Annotated in this window: 17 protein-coding genes; 6 read left to right on the forward strand and 11 right to left on the reverse strand. The window is 64.7% G+C overall.

What is annotated here, in order from left to right; genetic code table 11:
• A partial coding sequence (locus tag M2397_RS17015) for a helix-turn-helix domain-containing protein (RefSeq protein WP_259244120.1) occupies nucleotides 1–410 on the reverse strand: 410 nt, incomplete at its 3' end.
• Between the two features lie 568 nt (nucleotides 411–978).
• On the opposite strand from M2397_RS17015, the gene M2397_RS17020 reads away from it, so the two are divergent.
• Both M2397_RS17020 and M2397_RS17025 read left to right on the forward strand, forming a co-directional pair.
• Nucleotides 979–1,830, forward strand: a complete 852-nt coding sequence (locus tag M2397_RS17020; protein ID WP_259244121.1) for a GNAT family N-acetyltransferase — start codon at nucleotides 979–981, stop codon at nucleotides 1,828–1,830.
• Nucleotides 1,831–1,852: 22 nt separating this feature from the next.
• On the forward strand, nucleotides 1,853–2,566 hold the full coding sequence (locus M2397_RS17025) for a cupin domain-containing protein (RefSeq protein ID WP_259244122.1): 714 nt from the start codon (nucleotides 1,853–1,855) through the stop codon (nucleotides 2,564–2,566).
• 1 nt (nucleotide 2,567) lies between these two features.
• Here the strand turns inward: M2397_RS17025 and M2397_RS17030 are convergent, their stop codons facing one another.
• The gene (locus M2397_RS17030) at nucleotides 2,568–3,452 is read right to left on the reverse strand and encodes a LysR family transcriptional regulator (RefSeq protein ID WP_167656334.1); all 885 of its coding nucleotides are present in this window, start codon (nucleotides 3,450–3,452) and stop codon (nucleotides 2,568–2,570) included.
• Nucleotides 3,453–3,547: 95 nt separating this feature from the next.
• Between M2397_RS17030 and M2397_RS17035 the strand changes: the two genes are divergently transcribed.
• The 4 genes from M2397_RS17035 (at nucleotide 3,548) to M2397_RS17050 (ending at nucleotide 7,857) form a co-directional block, all read left to right on the forward strand.
• Entirely contained in the window at nucleotides 3,548–4,684 is a 1,137-nt protein-coding gene (locus tag M2397_RS17035) for a DSD1 family PLP-dependent enzyme (RefSeq protein ID WP_184743017.1), read from the forward strand.
• Complete coding sequence (locus tag M2397_RS17040) at nucleotides 4,674–5,081, forward strand: RidA family protein (protein ID WP_184743020.1); 408 nt, start codon at nucleotides 4,674–4,676, stop codon at nucleotides 5,079–5,081. The genes M2397_RS17035 and M2397_RS17040 overlap by 11 nt, the downstream gene beginning before the upstream one ends.
• Nucleotides 5,078–6,250, forward strand: a complete 1,173-nt coding sequence (locus M2397_RS17045; RefSeq protein ID WP_259244123.1) for an FAD-binding oxidoreductase — start codon at nucleotides 5,078–5,080, stop codon at nucleotides 6,248–6,250. The genes M2397_RS17040 and M2397_RS17045 overlap by 4 nt, the downstream gene beginning before the upstream one ends.
• Before the next feature lie 143 nt (nucleotides 6,251–6,393).
• The gene (locus M2397_RS17050; protein ID WP_259244124.1) at nucleotides 6,394–7,857 is read left to right on the forward strand and encodes an aldehyde dehydrogenase family protein; all 1,464 of its coding nucleotides are present in this window, start codon (nucleotides 6,394–6,396) and stop codon (nucleotides 7,855–7,857) included.
• Nucleotides 7,858–8,145: 288 nt separating this feature from the next.
• Here M2397_RS17050 and gspD read toward each other — a convergent pair whose 3' ends face one another.
• Genes gspD through gspG form a run of 9 tightly spaced genes read right to left on the reverse strand, consistent with a single transcriptional unit; the run spans nucleotide 8,146 to nucleotide 15,097 of the window.
• Nucleotides 8,146–10,368 (reverse strand): type II secretion system secretin GspD, encoded by a 2,223-nt coding sequence (gene gspD, locus M2397_RS17055; protein ID WP_259244125.1) that lies wholly within the window; start codon nucleotides 10,366–10,368, stop codon nucleotides 8,146–8,148.
• Complete coding sequence (locus M2397_RS17060) at nucleotides 10,365–10,889, reverse strand: general secretion pathway protein GspN (RefSeq protein WP_259244126.1); 525 nt, start codon at nucleotides 10,887–10,889, stop codon at nucleotides 10,365–10,367. The genes gspD and M2397_RS17060 overlap by 4 nt, the downstream gene beginning before the upstream one ends.
• Entirely contained in the window at nucleotides 10,886–11,497 is a 612-nt protein-coding gene (gspM, locus tag M2397_RS17065) for a type II secretion system protein GspM (protein ID WP_024076406.1), read from the reverse strand. The genes M2397_RS17060 and gspM overlap by 4 nt, the downstream gene beginning before the upstream one ends.
• Nucleotides 11,472–12,515 (reverse strand): type II secretion system protein GspL, encoded by a 1,044-nt coding sequence (locus tag M2397_RS17070; RefSeq protein ID WP_259244127.1) that lies wholly within the window; start codon nucleotides 12,513–12,515, stop codon nucleotides 11,472–11,474. The genes gspM and M2397_RS17070 overlap by 26 nt, the downstream gene beginning before the upstream one ends.
• Nucleotides 12,512–13,237 carry a general secretion pathway protein GspK gene (locus M2397_RS17075; RefSeq protein ID WP_167656341.1) on the reverse strand — a complete coding sequence of 242 codons (726 nt, stop codon included), beginning with the start codon at nucleotides 13,235–13,237 and terminating at the stop codon, nucleotides 12,512–12,514. Before M2397_RS17075 ends, M2397_RS17070 begins: the two co-directional genes overlap by 4 nt.
• Nucleotides 13,234–13,863 (reverse strand): prepilin-type N-terminal cleavage/methylation domain-containing protein, encoded by a 630-nt coding sequence (locus tag M2397_RS17080; protein WP_259244128.1) that lies wholly within the window; start codon nucleotides 13,861–13,863, stop codon nucleotides 13,234–13,236. The genes M2397_RS17075 and M2397_RS17080 overlap by 4 nt, the downstream gene beginning before the upstream one ends.
• Nucleotides 13,860–14,228 carry a type II secretion system protein gene (locus M2397_RS17085; protein ID WP_131698251.1) on the reverse strand — a complete coding sequence of 123 codons (369 nt, stop codon included), beginning with the start codon at nucleotides 14,226–14,228 and terminating at the stop codon, nucleotides 13,860–13,862. Before M2397_RS17085 ends, M2397_RS17080 begins: the two co-directional genes overlap by 4 nt.
• Nucleotides 14,225–14,656 (reverse strand): type II secretion system protein, encoded by a 432-nt coding sequence (locus M2397_RS17090; protein ID WP_259244129.1) that lies wholly within the window; start codon nucleotides 14,654–14,656, stop codon nucleotides 14,225–14,227. Before M2397_RS17090 ends, M2397_RS17085 begins: the two co-directional genes overlap by 4 nt.
• Nucleotides 14,657–14,665: 9 nt before the next feature.
• Nucleotides 14,666–15,097 carry a type II secretion system major pseudopilin GspG gene (gene gspG / locus M2397_RS17095; RefSeq protein ID WP_405046446.1) on the reverse strand — a complete coding sequence of 144 codons (432 nt, stop codon included), beginning with the start codon at nucleotides 15,095–15,097 and terminating at the stop codon, nucleotides 14,666–14,668.
• Nucleotides 15,098–15,101 lie beyond the last annotated feature (4 nt).

Raw genomic sequence — 15,101 nt, forward strand, 5'->3', positions numbered from 1 at the left:
GGCTTGGGATAGACCGCGACACGCTGACGCGACGATCGAGGCGTGATCAAGTCAGCGGCCTTAAGGATGTTGTAAATCGTCGTTTTCGACGGTGGATCCTGCCCCGGAAAACGTTTCATCAGATCGTTCTGGATCTTTTTAGGACCTGGAGTCGTTTCGCCAATCGAACGAAGTTCAATAATTGCCTGCCTCACAACAAGCGGCACCACATAAGTTTGGTTGTGCCGTCGGCGACTACGTTCGTCGAGCCCACTGGGTCCCTCCAGTTCATAGCGCTCGACCCATTTGTAGCCAGTCTTTCGGCTGATCTGGTAGTCCTGGCACAGCCGGCTAAAGCTGTGCTTTTCAGATAGATACTCAGCGATGAACATCACTTTGAGGTCCATAGGTTTCAGCTCTCTCCAGGGCATGGTCAGATCCTCGCGAAATCGACCCTGCCAGTTAAAAACTGTTACCTATGTGTGTGAACTGATTTGTAACCCATGTGGGTGAGTCATACCGGCGAAGGCCTTTTGCTTACTTTTGGGCCTTTCCAAAAGTGAGCCGCCGTAAGGGCGGAACCATAAGTGGCCGTTACCGCAGGAACGGATATGTACTCACCCCCCCAAAAAAAGCGGTCGGCCCGAAGGCCGCCACGGAAGCAAGCTCCCTCGCCACAGACCGCTGAAAAAAATGTGTAGATACTTATGCCCCGATGGCAGTGGGTCAGCTACAGATGTATCCACTGACACGGCCTCATCGGGAGCAAGCCCCCTCCCACATTTGTACCGTGTACACCCGCCCTACTCCAGTTGGCTCCAACGCCAACCTCATGGCATTTGCTGCTGCCCCCCAACCCCAATTAAGTAGTAACTGTGGTGTCGCCCCACACACTACGAGGAATCTACCGAATATTCCCGCCCCCCTTGCCAGCCCCCGACCCAGGTGGGATACAAGCACCCTGACGCGACAAAAAACAACGTTCTACGGAGGCTCGCCATGTCCGCCCTGCCACACCCCGCTTACATCTACCGCCCCATGACCGTGGCCGACCTGCCGGCCGCCCACGCCTTGTCGGTGCAACTCAAATGGCCCCACCGCCTGGAAGACTGGGCCATGTTGCAACGGGTCAGCGACGGCTTCGTGGTCATGGATGGCGAGCGGCTGATCGGCAGCGCGTTCAGCTGCCCCCAAGGCGACTACGCCACCATCGGCCTGGTGATCGTCAGCAATGACTACCAGGGCCAGGGCATAGGCCGGCGCTTGATGGAAAAGGCCCTCGCCGCTTGCGGCACGCGCACGCCGGTCCTCAATGCCACCCTCGCCGGCGCGCCGCTGTACGCCAGCCAAGGGTTCGTCGAATTCGGGCGGGTGCAGCAACATCAGGGCCAGGCGTTGGTGCCTGCCCTGCCGGCGCTGGCCGCTGGCGAAACCTGCCGTGCGCTTAACGCCGATGATCACACCAGCCTGCTCGCGCTGGCCAAAGCCGCCAGCGGCCTGGACCGCCGTGAGGTCCTGTGTGACCTGCAGGTGGAGCACGCCGTGGGGATCGAGCGCGACGGCGGGCTACGCGGCTTCGCCCTGCTGCGGCCGTTTGGTCGTGGGCGCTGCATCGGCCCGGTGGTGGCGGAAAATATCGAGCAGGCCAAGCACCTGATCGCCACCTTGCTGGCCCAGGTGCCGGACACCTTTGTGCGCATCGATATTCCCGTCGCCTGCGGCCTCAGCGACTGGCTCGAACAGGCCGGCCTGAAGAACATCGACACCGTCGCGCAGATGGCCTTGGGCACTCCGCCCCAGGCCAGCCAAGGCGTCCACCCCTTTGCCCTGATCACCCAGGCGATCGGCTGACTTTCCTCCCGGAGCACTCCCCATGTCATCTCCCCGTATCCTGCTGTTGGCACGTGCCGACGGCAGCCGCGTTGCCACGTCTTTCAACACCGGCGCACTCAGCGCGCTGGACCCGTTCGGCGACAGCCGCCAACTCGCCTGGATGGGCGACGATGGGGTGTCCGCAGGGCTTGTACCGTTCAGCGGCGAAACCGTGATCGAAGACTTCCCCCACAGCGAAACGCTGGTGGTGCATGCAGGCCATGTAGTGCTCAGCAGCGCAGAACAGACACTGGAACTGGGTGTCGGCAGCAGCGCCGTGATCGGCCGTGGCACACGCCTCACGGTACAGGCGAGCGCAGGCAGCGCATGGGCGTTCTGCGCGGTCGACCAGGCCGATTCCCCCCTCTGCCCCGGCCTGACCCTGCTCGCCCCGCACACCCTGCTCAACCCCTCCGCCGCGCCGGAACCCCAGATACTGATCGGCCCCACCCCGCAGTGCCGCGCATTCAACCTGTTCGACGATGCCGTGACCGAGCTGCGCGTCGGCATCTGGGACTCGACGCCCTACGCCCGCCACGGCCGCCCGCACAAACTGCATGAGTTGATGCACCTGCTCGAAGGCAGCGTCACCCTGCAGGACAACGAGGGTGGCGAAGTCACGGTAAAAACCGGGGACACGGTGTTCGTGGCCAAGGGCGCGCCATGCGCCTGGACCAGCACGGTGTACGTGCGCAAGGTCTACGCGGTGAAATAACTCAGGCCTTCAACGCCTCTTCCAGAAACGTCACCAACGCCTGTACACGCGGGCTGCGCAGTTTGCGCGACGGCACCAGCAGGAGGATCGGCGCGCTGTCGAAGCTCCAGTCCGCCAGCACGCGCACCAGGCTGCCGCTGGCTACGGCGTCACTCACATCCCACTGCGAACGCAGCACCAACCCCAAGCCTTGCTCGGCCCAACGCCGGGCAACGCTGCCATCGTTGCTCAACAACGCAGGCTCCACGCGCAGCGTCTTGCGGCCCTGGCCTTTGCGCAGGTGCCACAGGGTGACGTCTTCATCATTTTCGCGAATGCAAATGCAGCGATGAGACGCCAGCTCGTCCGGCGAAGTCGGCACGCCGTGCGCGTGCAGATAGGCCGGGCTGGCGCACAACCAGCGCTCGTTTGGCGTCAGTGGCCGCGCGGTCCACAGGCTGTCATTGAGCTGGCCGATGTGAATCACCGCATCGCTGTCATGGCGATCGGGCCAGGGCGTCTCGCGTAAATCCAGGTGCAGGCGCAGCTGCGGGTGCAGTTTGGCAAACCGCGCCAACAACGGTGCGATGCGCTGGCGACCATAGCCAAACGGCGCCGCCAACCTCAAGGTGCCCACCAGGGTTTCGTCCTGTTGCCGGAACGACTCCGGCAGCGCTTCCAACTGTTCCAGCAACAGCGCGCTTTCCCGCGAGAACCGCTCGCCATCCGCCGTCAGGCTAAGGCGCCGGGCGTCGCGATTGGCCAGGGTCAGCCCCAGCAGCGTCTCCAACTTGCGCAGGCGCATGGACAGCGCCGGCGGCGAGACATTCAGTGTTCGGGCGGCGGCGCTCAGCGATTCGGAGCGGGCCAGGGTGACGGCCAGTCGCAGGTCTTCGATGGAAATCATTCAATTTTACTTAATGATTGATGAACGTTGATTGAACCACACGTTAACAACGGCTGAGTAGAGTGCAGCCTGTACCCAGCCACGCGAGCTCCGCCATGTCCACGCCGATTGCTTCCCTCGACACGCCCGCCGCGCTCGTCGACATCCCACAGATGCAGCGCAATATCCAGCGTATGCAACAACGCATGAGCAGCCTGGGCGTGCGTTTGCGCCCGCATATCAAAACCAGCAAGTGCCTGCCGGTGATCCACGCCCAGATCGCCGCAGGGGCCAGCGGCGTGACGGTTTCCACCCTCAAGGAAGCCGAGCATTGTTTCGCTGCCGGTATCCGCGATGTGTTCTACGCCGTGGCCATCGCCCCGGGCAAACTGCCCCAGGCCCTGGCCCTGCGGCGCAAAGGCTGCAACCTGAGCCTGCTCACCGACAGCGTCCAAGGCGCCGAGGCCATGGTCGCTTTCGCAAAGCAGCATGACGAACGCTTCGACGTGTGGATCGAAATCGATTGCGACGGCCATCGCTCCGGCCTGGCCGCACAGGACCCTGTACTGATCGACGTCGCACGCCTCCTCAACGAGGGCGGCCTGCACCTGTGTGGCGTGATGACCCACGCCGGCTCGAGCTACGAGCTGGACAGCCTTGAACCCCTGCAAGCGCTGGCCGAACAGGAGCGTGCGCTCTGCGTCAGTGCCGCAGACACCCTCCGCGCAGCCGGGCTGGCGTGCCCCGAGGTCAGTATCGGCTCCACCCCCACGGCCCTCTCGGCGCTGAACCTGGACGGCGTCACCGAAGTACGCGCAGGTGTGTATGTGTTCTTCGACCTGGTCATGCGCAACATCGGCGTGTGCCAGGCCGATGAGTTGGCGCTGAGCGTACTGACCACCGTGATCGGTCATCAGCCGGACAAAGGCTGGATCATCATCGACGCCGGTTGGATGGCCATGAGTCGTGACCGTGGCACCCAGCGCCAGCGTCAGGACTTCGGTTATGGCCAAGTGTGCAGCGAAGCGGGCGACTGGATCGACGGCGCGCTGGTCACCGCTGCCAACCAGGAACATGGCATCGTCAGCCTGGGCGCTGCCCACAGTGACGCGCTTGTCACGCGCTTCCCCATCGGCAGTCGGCTGCGCATCCTGCCCAACCATGCCTGTGCCACCGGCGCGCAGTTCCCGGATTATCACGCAGTGGATGCCGATGGCAGCGTGCACACCTGGAGTCGCCTGCATGGCTGGTAATCGCATCCACTCGATTCATAGCCCCCACACGGCACCGCCGGGCGGGCACTATTCCCAGGCGGTGGCGCACGGCGGCGTGCTGTATGTGTCGGGGCAACTGCCGGTACGCGCCAATGGCGAGCACAGCGCCGGGCAACCGTTCGCAGTGCAAGCGTCGATTGCCCTGGATAACCTGGTGGCGATCCTGGGTGAAGCGGGCCTGAGCCCCCGTGACCTGCTCAAAGTGACGGTGTACGTCGTCGGCATAGAACACTGGCCCGCCTTTGATCAGATTTACGCGCGCTACCTCGGTGAACATAAACCGGCCCGCGCGGTGGTGCCCGTGCCGGTGTTGCACCATGGCTACCTGATCGAAATCGACGCCGTGGCCCGTACCGCACAGGAGCAGCCCACATGACCTCGCAAAAAAGCGACGTGCTGATCATCGGCGGCGGCATCATGGGCGCATCGTCGGCGTTTTTCCTGCGCCGCCGCGGCTGTTCGGTCACGCTGCTGGAACGCGACCAGATCGGTCAGTACGCCAGCGGTGTGAACTTCGGCAATGTGCGCCGCCAGGGCCGCTACCTGGGGCAACTGGAGCTGGCCAATCGTTCGTGGGCGCTGTGGAAACGCCTGCCGGAGTTGATCGACGACGACCTGGAATTTATCCCCAGCGGTCACATGCGCGTGTGCTATCGCGAAGATGAAATCGCTGAACTGGAGGCCTACGCCGCCGCGCCGGAAGCTGCGCAACTGGACCTGAAAATCTATCGCGGTGCCGAGTTGCGCCAGCGTTTCGGTTTCCTCGGCCCCGAGGTGAAAGGCGGCTCCTACGCGCCCCACGACGGCCACGCCAACCCTCGCCTGGCCGCACCGGCCTTTGCCCGCGCAGCCCGGCGCCTCGGTGCGCGAATCGAAGAAAGCACCGAAGTCGCCGATGTGGAGAAGGTCAATGGCCTGTTCCACGTCACCACCCGCGATGGGCAGTTGTTCGTCGCCGAGCAGCTGTTGATTACCGCCGGCGCCTGGGCCGCGCGCTTGTCCGAGCGCTTCGGCGAACCGGTACCACTGGAGCCCAACGGCCCACAGATGTCGGTCACGGAACCGGTGCCCTACGCCCTGCCCACCGTGATCGGCGTGTTCACCAAGATCAAGGAAGAGGTGATTTACTTCCGCCAGATCCCGCGCGGCAACATCATCATCGGTGGCGGCGCCCGCTGCACGCCGGACATGCTCAACCGACGCGCGTTTTTCAAGCCCGAGAGCCTGCTCAACCAGATGCGCCAGATGAAACGGCTATTACCGGGCGCCGAGAAACTGAACATCATCCGCGTGTGGAGCGGCATCGAAAGCTACACATCCGACTCCCTGCCGGTGATGGGCCCGAGCGGCAGCGTGGACGGACTGTTTTATGCCTTCGGTTTCTGCGGCCACGGCTTCCAGCTCGGCCCTGGCGTGGGGGATGTGATGGCCGAACTGATCAGCACCGGCAGCACCAGCACCTTGATCAGCCCGTTCGATATCCGACGGTTTACCCAACCTTCGACGGTGCCGGCAAATGCCCCCACCACAGGAAAACTGATATGAGCCACGCCTGCCCGCCAGATTCAGCAGATTATCCCTTGCAGCGCTGAATAACGGCATCTTTGCGCGGGAGGCTTTTGCTAGCGTATCCAGACACCGGGCCGTGCCGTTCGCAGCGCCTATTACCGCTCCAGGGAGCCAGTTGGATGACCACCCACTCTTCAAATAGCTACAGCGTTGATCCGCAAACGGCTCACCAGTTTTACATCAACGGCGGTTGGACGTCCCCGGCGATCCCGGCAACGCTGCCGGTGGTCAACCCGGCCACTGAAGCCGTGGTTGCCCAGGTGGCGCGCGGGACTGCCGAGGATGTCGACCGGGCCGTCGCGGCAGCACGCGGGGCGTTTGCCGGTTGGTCTGCGACCCCGGCTGAAGCGCGAGCGCAGGTGCTGGGGAAAATCCACGAACTGATCCTTGAACGCAAGGAGCAACTGGCGCAGGCGCTGTCCCTGGAAATGGGCGCGGCCATCGGCTTCGCTCGCGCGATGCAGGTACCGCTCGCGGCCGAACACGTTCGGGTCGCGCGTGACCTGCTGTCCAGCTATCGCTTCCAGACCGTGGAAGGCGGTACCGCAATCGAGCGCGAGCCCATCGGCGTGTGCGGACTGATCACGCCGTGGAACTGGCCGCTGTATCAAATCACCGCGAAAGTCGCCCCGGCCATCGCTGCCGGCTGCACCGTGGTGTTGAAACCGAGCGAACTGTCGCCATTGAGCGCCCTGCTGTTTGCCCAACTGGTGCATGACGCCGGCCTGCCGCCTGGGGTGTTCAACCTGGTGAACGGCAGCGGTGCCGAAGTCGGCGCGGCCATGGCGGCCCATGCGGATATCGACATGATTTCCATCACCGGCTCCAACCGCGCAGGCGCGTTGGTTGCCCAGGCAGCCGCGCCGACGGTCAAGCGGGTCACCCAGGAACTGGGGGGCAAGTCGCCGAATGTGCTGCTGCCCGACGCGGACTTCGCCAAGGCTGTGCCGCTGGGCGTGATGTCGGCGTTTCGCAACGTCGGCCAGTCGTGCAGCGCGCCGACCCGTATGATCGTGCCAAGAAGCCGCCTGGCTGAAGTCGAAGCCCTGGCGGCGGCCACCGCGAATGCACTGATCGTCGGCGACCCGCAGTCGGAAGAAACGCAGTTGGGCCCCATTGCCAACGAAGCCCAGTTCCATCGCGTCCAGGCCATGATCCAGGCCGGCCTCGACGAGGGCGCCAAACTGCTGTGCGGCGGGCTGGGACGGGCGGCGGGTGTTGACAAGGGTTTCTATACACGACCGACGGTTTTCTCCGAAGTGGACAACGCCATGCGCATTGCCCAGGAGGAAATATTTGGGCCGGTGCTGTGCATCATTGCCTATGAGACGGTGGATGAAGCCGTCGCCATCGCCAACGATACGGTCTACGGACTGGGCGCCCACGTTCAGGGGCAGGACCTTGATCTTGCGCGGGCGGTGGCCTCGCGTATACGGGCGGGCCAGGTGCACCTGAACCATCCGGCGTGGAATCCGATGGCGCCGTTTGGGGGCTACAAGCGCTCAGGGAATGGCCGGGAGTATGGGGTGCAGGGGTTCGAGGAGTATCTGGAAACCAAGGCGATTATTGGGTTTGGTGAATGAGTGATGGGCCTGTGGCGAGCGGGCTTGTCGAATCGTCACACCGCCCGCGCGGGGCTGCGTAGCAGCCCCAAAACCAGGCACAGAGGAGTGCCTGATACACCGCATTCGTCTTCATCAGGGGCGCCCCGTTAAACCACGCTGGCCGGAATTCGATAGTGATTTTGGGGGGTAAACCGGCAGGGATGCCGGTTTAGCCGCCGTTACCGAAGCAACGGATATGTACTCGATCTGATCCAACATCCTGGTTAGCTGTCAGGCCGCCATCGGGGGCAAGCCCCCGCCCACATTTCAGTTAGCCGGCTTCAACAACTGCATCTGCTGGCGATAGTCATCCGTCACCTGCCGCGCCTGGCTGCTGCTGGTAATCACCCTCGGGGTAATCAGCACAATCAATTCCGTGCGGTCCTTGGACTTGCTGGTATTGCCAAACAACCAGCGCAACCCCGGAATTTTCCCAAGGTAAGGCACCGCACTGACACTCTCCGCGTTGTCCTGCTTGATCAACCCGCCCAGTAACACCGTCTGCCCACTCTGCACCGCGACCTGGGTGGATACCGAGCGCGTGGAGATACGCGGGTTGGCCTGGGTGTCGTTGCTGGACGCCTGCTGGTCCTGGGCATCGCTGACCTGCTGCTGAATGTCCATGTACACCAAGCCACCCGGATTGATGCGTGGCACGACGTCGAGGATCACCCCGGTCTGCACGTATTCAACACTGCTCAAGGTGGTGTCGGAGGTGCCCGTGTTAACCGTGGTCTGGCTGATCGGGATGTTGTCGCCCACCTGGATCTGCGCCGGTTGGTTGTTCATCACCACCAGCGACGGCGCCGACAGCACCTGGGTGCGGCCGTTGGTTTCGAGAGCGTGCAAGGCCACTTGCAGGTTGGAGCTGACGAAGGAGTAGAACAACGAATCCGTCGCGCCCAACCCTGCCCCGCCGCCGCCCAACGCGCCTTGGCTGCCGGCGGTGTTGCCCACGGTGGTGCTGGTGGAATTGCCCGCCAGGCGGCCCAGGTACCACTGCACGCCAAGGTCCAATTCGCCGGTGAGCTTGACCTCGAGGATGCGCGTTTCGATCTGCACTTGCAGCGGTGGGTTGTCGAGGCGTTTGATCGCCGATTCGATCTCTTTCCACTGCACCGGGCGGGTGCGGACCAGCAGTTGGTTACTGCTTTTTTGCGCGGTGATGCGGGTGCCGGCGTCGAGGCTTTTGGCCGGGGCGTCTTCGCTCGCACCCTGCTCAGCGGTGTCCTGCTCGGCGTCGGGCTCCTGCTCCTCGTCCTCAGCAGCGGGTGGGTTGCCATTGAGGTTGTTGCTCAGGCCACCCGGCGTGCTGCCGGAGGTGCTGTTGGTGCCCGGCGAGGACAGGGTCGCGGTGCGCAAACCGGGGGCGACCTTGGCCGGGGTGTCGTCCTTGATCGCGCCCGTGCCGTAGATCTGGCGCAGGTACTTGGCGAGGTCGGTGGCCTTCATGTTGCGCACGTCGTAGACGTACATCTGCGGCTCGTTGCCGCCGCCTTCGTCGATGGTGTGGATCCAGTCGCCGACTTCGCTGAGGTACTGCGGCTGCGACGAGATCGCCACCACCGAGTTGGTCCGCTCGATGGGCAAGAAACGCACCATGCCCGCCAGGGGCATGCCGCTGTCGGGGCCGAACATTTTTTGCAGTTCGGGCATCAGCTCGGCCACCGACGCGCGCTGCAGGCCGAACACGCCCACCGACATGCCCTTGAGCCAGTCCACGTCGAAGGTGTCGATGGTGTCCTGGTAATTGGCCAGTTCTTCGGGGGTGCCGGCCAGGCTCAGCACATTGCGCGCCGGGTCCACCAGCAGGAAGGCATTCTCGCGGGCGAACGGCTTGAGCAGTTTCTGCATCTCGGTGGCCGAGATATAACGCAACGGAAACAGGCGTGCCGACAAACCGCTGGACGGCTGCGACACGCGCATCTCCGGCACCAGCTTGCCCGCCACGGCCTGATTGGCCGGCAGGATCACATACCGGTTGCCCTGTTTGATCATCGCGTTACCGGTCCACGACAACAGGGTCTCCAGAATCGACAAGGCCTGTTGCTTGTTCACCGGCTTGGACGTGGAAAAGCTGACATTGCCCTTCACGCCCTGGGCGATGCTGTAGTTCTCGTGCAGCAGGTCGCCCATGACGCTGTTGATCACTGCTTCGATCGGTTGGTCGGCGAAGTTGAACACGATGTCGCCGCTGCCCTCCTCCTTGGCGGCCGAGACCGCTGCCGGTTGGCGCACGAACTGCTGATTGCCGCGTATCAACTGGCGCTGGGGCGGGGTCTTCGCCTGGGGTTGGCTGCTGTCGACCGGTGCCTGTTCGCTGGCCGGGTCCACGGGTGGGCGTTGCGAACCGGTGCCCTGCATCGCCTCATGCAGCAGGGCCTCGTCCGGGTCGAGATGCTCGGGAAATGTGCCGCAGCCACCGAGGGAAACGGCGGTGGCCAGGCACAACACGGTGGTGCGCAAGGCGCCAGGGAAGGTATCGATCAAGGGGTGGACTCGTGAGGAAGGGTAATCGGGGGTGTGGTGGACGGCGGCGGCAAACGCAGGGCCCGCAGGCTCAGGGTTTGCGTGCGGCCGTCGAGTACAAAGCGGGCATCGCGGGGCGTCAGGTGTTCCAGGCGCCAGCCGTTGGGCAGGGTCTGGCCCTGGTGGACTTTGAGCGGTGGGCCATCGGCACGCTTGAGCAGCGCCAAACGCAGGTCGCCGTCGAGGACGATCCCGGTCAGCACCAGGCTCGACAGGCTGGAGACGGCGGCTTGGCCCACCGCACGGTCGGGGCTGCGGTCGGGGCTGAACAGCGGCGCTTGCCAGGTGCCGGCCAGGCTTTCGAGGGTCGCGCTCGGCGCCACCAGCACCTTGGCGGCGGTGTTGGCGCGCGCATCGGGGTCCGGCGCCGGCAACCACTGCGGCGCATCGCCGATGCTGCTGAGGATGCCGACCATCAGCAGGCCCAACAGCCCGGCCACACCGAGCAACAGCCATTCCAGGGGACGCAATGCATTGATCATCGTTGCACCTGCCGGGCGGCCGCCGGTTGCAGGTAACCGCGCACCAACAAGTGCACCACCAGTTGCCCGGCGCCGCCGCTGGCGGGGGCGTTCGGTGGGCGGCGGATGCTCATCTCATCGACGAACAGAAACGGCCGCTGGTACTCCAGCTCATGCAGGATCGCGGTCAAGGGTTCGATGGCGCAATTGAGGGTCAGGCTGACCTTGACCTGGCGATAGGGCTCGGCGTCGTCCTGCTCAGGGGTGATGGGCATGCGCTGGGTCAGGCTGCAACCGCCACCGAGGCCCGCGCGGCTGTTGATCAGGTCGGCGATGCGTTGCATCAGGTCCGCCGCCACCGCACTCGGGTCGTCGCCGGGCAACAGGCTGGTGCTGCTGGCCGGATCCTGCCGCGCCTGTTCCAACTGCTGGCGCAGGCTGTCGCCCTGGCGCAACACACCGGCGTAGCGTTGCTGCTGTTCACGCAGCTGCTCGGCTTGCTCGCCCATGCTGCGCAAGGGGCCGGCGAACCAGCTGTCGATCAACAGCCAGTAACCGGCGCCGAGCACCAGGGCCAGGGCGATCAGGGCCGCGCCACGGCGTTCACGGGGTGTCAGTGGTCGGCGCATCAGCGGCCTCCTGGTGCAGGTGGGCGCGCAAGGAAAATTGATCCTTGCCGGTTTGCGCATCGGGTTGGATCACCCCTTCGAACTGGGCGTTTTCCAGGCTGTGGCAGCCCTTGATCCGGGTGATCAAGGCGCTGGCCTTGGCGCTCTGCCCAGAGAAGGACACGTCGGCGCCGTCATTGACTTCCAACTGGTCGAGCCAGGTGTCCGAGGGCAGGCACGCGGTCAGCTCGTTGAGCAGCGCCGCCAACGGCGGTTGGGCAGCCTTGCGGCGAATCAGGTACTGGGCGGCGCCACGGGTATTGAGCAGTTGCTGGCGCAGGGCCTGGATCTCGGCGACCTGGGCTTTCTGCTCGCGCACGCTGTGTTGCATGGCATCGAGTACGCGCTGGCGGTCGTTGAGCCACAGCAGCATCGCCGCAATCAGCAAGGCGCCGCACAACCACGGCAGGCTGCGTTGCAGGCCCTTGCCCTGGGGACGCTGGCGGGGACGCAACGGCGCCGGCAGCAAGTCGATGCCCATGGGTTTGCCTGCGCTATCGGCGACATCCACGGCATGGGGCTGCAAGCCGAGGGCCGCGCAGTCATTGAGGATCTGGTCGAGGCGCTCACGCAGGATCGCCACCAGCGTGACGTACAGGTGCGTGGGGGTGCGGCGCTCCTGGCGCGCGACAAAGTACAGCTGGGCGGCGTCGAACGGCGTGAAGCGGTCCAGTTCATAGCCGACCACCGTCGACAGGTTGCGCGCCGCCGCCGGGGGCAATTGCAGGGTTTGCACCAGCACTGTTTCAGGCGGCAGCACCAGCACCTGACGCGCTTCGCCAGGCAGCTTTTCGACCGGCGCGGTCAGCGGCCAGGCGTAGACATGCTCGGGAATATCGGCAAACGACAACCACGCCGGCAGGCAGCCACGCAGCTCCTTGAGCCACAGGCGCCAGCCCAGTTGCAGCAGGCTGCCGCGCCAGCGCTTGATGATGGGCTGCGCCAGCGCCTGAAACCGTGCGGTTAACTGTTCGTTCATTCTTGCCAACGTAGGACTCGATAAGGTTGTGCGCTGCCTTGCGCGGGGCTCAATAACACGGTGGCTTGCACCTGGGCGTGGTAACCGCCGGGGCGTTGGGCACGGCTGCTGACCACCAGCACGTCGCCGGGATCGGCACCCACCGCGCTCTGGTGCGGCAGGTTCAGTGCGCGGCGCATCAAGGCACTGGCGAATGCCGGATCGGGCCGGTCCAGGCCGCTCCACAGGCTGATCTCGGGCACCAGCTCGCTGTACAGCGCCTGGGTCATGCCCGGCAGTTGGCGCACCTCTTCCACCACCCGAAACGGCGCCAGGCCCTGGTTACGCCGCACCTCCAGGGCTCTGGCGAGTTGGTTGGCCTGGGCCTGGGTCGCACCGCAGGCCAGGGCCAGGCGGGCAAAATCACCCACCTCGGCGCTGTTCAAATACAACTTGCCGCGCTCGCTGTGCAGGCTGACGTGCAGCTGCGCATCGTCGAACACCAGCGGAATTTCACGCCCATCGGCAATCCACTGCTTGCGCTGCAACGGGTCCGCCACGGCCTGCATCACCAACGCCACCCCGGCCTCGGCCGCCAGCACCGCCTGGGTATGCTGGCGGTGCCAGGCGGCCTGGCGGGTTTCCAGTTGCACCCAGCCGGCCAAGCCGCCGAGCAACAGGCTGAGCAAGGCCAGCACCCACAGCACCAGCAGCAGAGCCACGCCGCGTTGATGCCGGATCATTCGGGCGCCCCGCCGGACAGGTTCAGGCGCAAGGCAACCACCTGGGTTACCCACGGCACCGGGCCATTCACCCGTGCGTCAATCCGCACCGTGTAAGGCAGGCGCTTGGTCCACGGCCACGTACTGATCCAGCCGGTGGCCTGGCCCTTGGGCGACACGCCGCGATAGCTGAATTGCAGGTCCTCGACATCCTTCAACAACACCTGCGGCTCACTGCGCGCCGCCGGAACACTCACCTGTGCCTCAGGCTCAAACCGCGCGAACGCCACCTGCAAGTCGCGCTGCGATTCGGGCCCCACCAACTGCAAGGTGAAGCGCTGGATACCGCCGCCGAGCACACCCGGCAAGGTCGCGACAAACTGCATACGCTGCGGCCCACCGGCAAAAAAGCCATCGGTCTGGCTGTCGTCCTCGGTCACATCCAGCGGTAACGCCTCGCTGATGGCCGTGCGCAAAAACTGCTGCGCGGCACGCATTTCGTCCAGGCTGACCGTGTAGCGCTGGGCCTTGAGCACGGCGCGATTGGCCCCCAGCAAGGCGCCGCCGACCAGGGTCAGCAACACCCCGAGCAGGCTCAGTACGATCATGATCTCAAGCAAGGTAAAGCCCTGCTGACGCGCCTTCACAAGCCGGCCCCGACGCCGGCAGCGCGCAGTTTCAAGGTGCTGAAACTGGCCTGGCGCGGGCCTTCGCTGACGGTCAGGTCCAGGCGAAACAGATGCGCCTGGCCGACGCGGCTGGGCTGCTGGGCGATGCGCAGTTGCCAGGCGATACCGTCCAACTCGCCCTGGCGTGTGCCGCTGGCCAACGGGCCCATGCCTTCCTGATCCATCACACTCAAGGCGGCATGGGTCAGGCGGTCGCTGTGGGACACCTGCAACAACGAGCGTGCGCTCTGGCCGAAGGCGACCAGCAGCACCGTGCTACAGATCGCCATCAGCGTCAGCGCGGCGAGCATTTCCAGCAGGGTAAAACCCGCCTGGCGCTTCATGGCAAGGCCTTGGACTGCACGCTGCCGGTCAGCCAGCCAATGTCGATACGCCAACGCCGACTGCCGTTGGCCAGTAACACGTGGCCGCCGGTGGAGCTGCCATCGGGGTAGAAATCCACCGCAGCGCCGGCTTGCTCGGCGGTGTGCAGGGTCACTTGCAGCCCGGCCGGCCAATACTTTTTCGGACGGCCCGGCGCCTGCACGCTGAGGTTGCGCAAATCGAACACGGTGCTTTCGGTGGTGCCGTTGACAATCGCCCGCGCCCGCGTGCTGCGCAATGCCTCGACCACCTGCCCGACGGCCTGGCGCTCTTTGGCGGCGCGCAGGCCTTGTTGCAGGCCAAACCCTACCAACCCGGCCGCGACGCTGATCAAGACGATCACCACCAGCATTTCCATCAAGGTAAAGCCGCGTTGGGCGTTGGCCATGGTCGTGGGTTATTCCCAGTTGCCCAGGTCGGCGCTGTAGCCTTCGCCGCCGGGCTGGCCGTCCTGGCCGTAGAAAATCAGGTCGAACGCACCGTGCTCACCGGGGAAGCGATAACCGAAGGCATGGCCGAACGGGTCCTTGAGGTCCGACGGTTTGGCATACGGCCCGGCCCAACCGGCGCTGTTGCCCGGCTTGTCGACCAGTTGCTGCAGGGTCTTGGGCGGCGAGCCGACGTCCAGGCCGTAGCTTTCAATCTTCATGCTCAGGCTGGCCAGCTGGGCCTTGCCCGCGCCGTATTTGCCCTTGTCCACATTGCCGCCGACCTGGCGTACCACGATGGTCGCGACGATGCCCAGCAGCACGATCACGGCGAGCATTTCCAGCAAGGTAAAACCGCCCTGGCGGCGGGCGGGCTTGAATCGGGTATGGCGCATCAGCATGTTT

Source organism: Pseudomonas sp. BIGb0381, from assembly GCF_024809815.1.
Lineage (GTDB): Bacteria > Pseudomonadota > Gammaproteobacteria > Pseudomonadales > Pseudomonadaceae > Aquipseudomonas.

Excerpts from the sequence above, each read along its gene's own strand:
- M2397_RS17025 (WP_259244122.1), top strand. The coding sequence starts at position 1,853 with ATGTCATCTCCCCGTATCCTGCTGTTGGCACGTGCCGACGGCAGCCGC.
- M2397_RS17030 (WP_167656334.1), bottom strand. The coding sequence starts at position 3,452 with ATGATTTCCATCGAAGACCTGCGACTGGCCGTCACCCTGGCCCGCTCC.
- M2397_RS17060 (WP_259244126.1), bottom strand. The coding sequence starts at position 10,889 with ATGATCAATGCATTGCGTCCCCTGGAATGGCTGTTGCTCGGTGTGGCC.
- M2397_RS17075 (WP_167656341.1), bottom strand. The coding sequence starts at position 13,237 with ATGATCCGGCATCAACGCGGCGTGGCTCTGCTGCTGGTGCTGTGGGTG.
- M2397_RS17045 (WP_259244123.1), top strand. The coding sequence starts at position 5,078 with ATGACCTCGCAAAAAAGCGACGTGCTGATCATCGGCGGCGGCATCATG.
- M2397_RS17035 (WP_184743017.1), top strand. The coding sequence starts at position 3,548 with ATGTCCACGCCGATTGCTTCCCTCGACACGCCCGCCGCGCTCGTCGAC.
- M2397_RS17090 (WP_259244129.1), bottom strand. The coding sequence starts at position 14,656 with ATGGCCAACGCCCAACGCGGCTTTACCTTGATGGAAATGCTGGTGGTG.
- M2397_RS17020 (WP_259244121.1), top strand. The coding sequence starts at position 979 with ATGTCCGCCCTGCCACACCCCGCTTACATCTACCGCCCCATGACCGTG.
- gspG (WP_405046446.1), bottom strand. The coding sequence starts at position 15,097 with ATGCTGATGCGCCATACCCGATTCAAGCCCGCCCGCCGCCAGGGCGGT.
- gspM (WP_024076406.1), bottom strand. The coding sequence starts at position 11,497 with ATGCGCCGACCACTGACACCCCGTGAACGCCGTGGCGCGGCCCTGATC.
- M2397_RS17040 (WP_184743020.1), top strand. The coding sequence starts at position 4,674 with ATGGCTGGTAATCGCATCCACTCGATTCATAGCCCCCACACGGCACCG.
- M2397_RS17085 (WP_131698251.1), bottom strand. The coding sequence starts at position 14,228 with ATGAAGCGCCAGGCGGGTTTTACCCTGCTGGAAATGCTCGCCGCGCTG.
- M2397_RS17050 (WP_259244124.1), top strand. The coding sequence starts at position 6,394 with ATGACCACCCACTCTTCAAATAGCTACAGCGTTGATCCGCAAACGGCT.
- M2397_RS17070 (WP_259244127.1), bottom strand. The coding sequence starts at position 12,515 with ATGAACGAACAGTTAACCGCACGGTTTCAGGCGCTGGCGCAGCCCATC.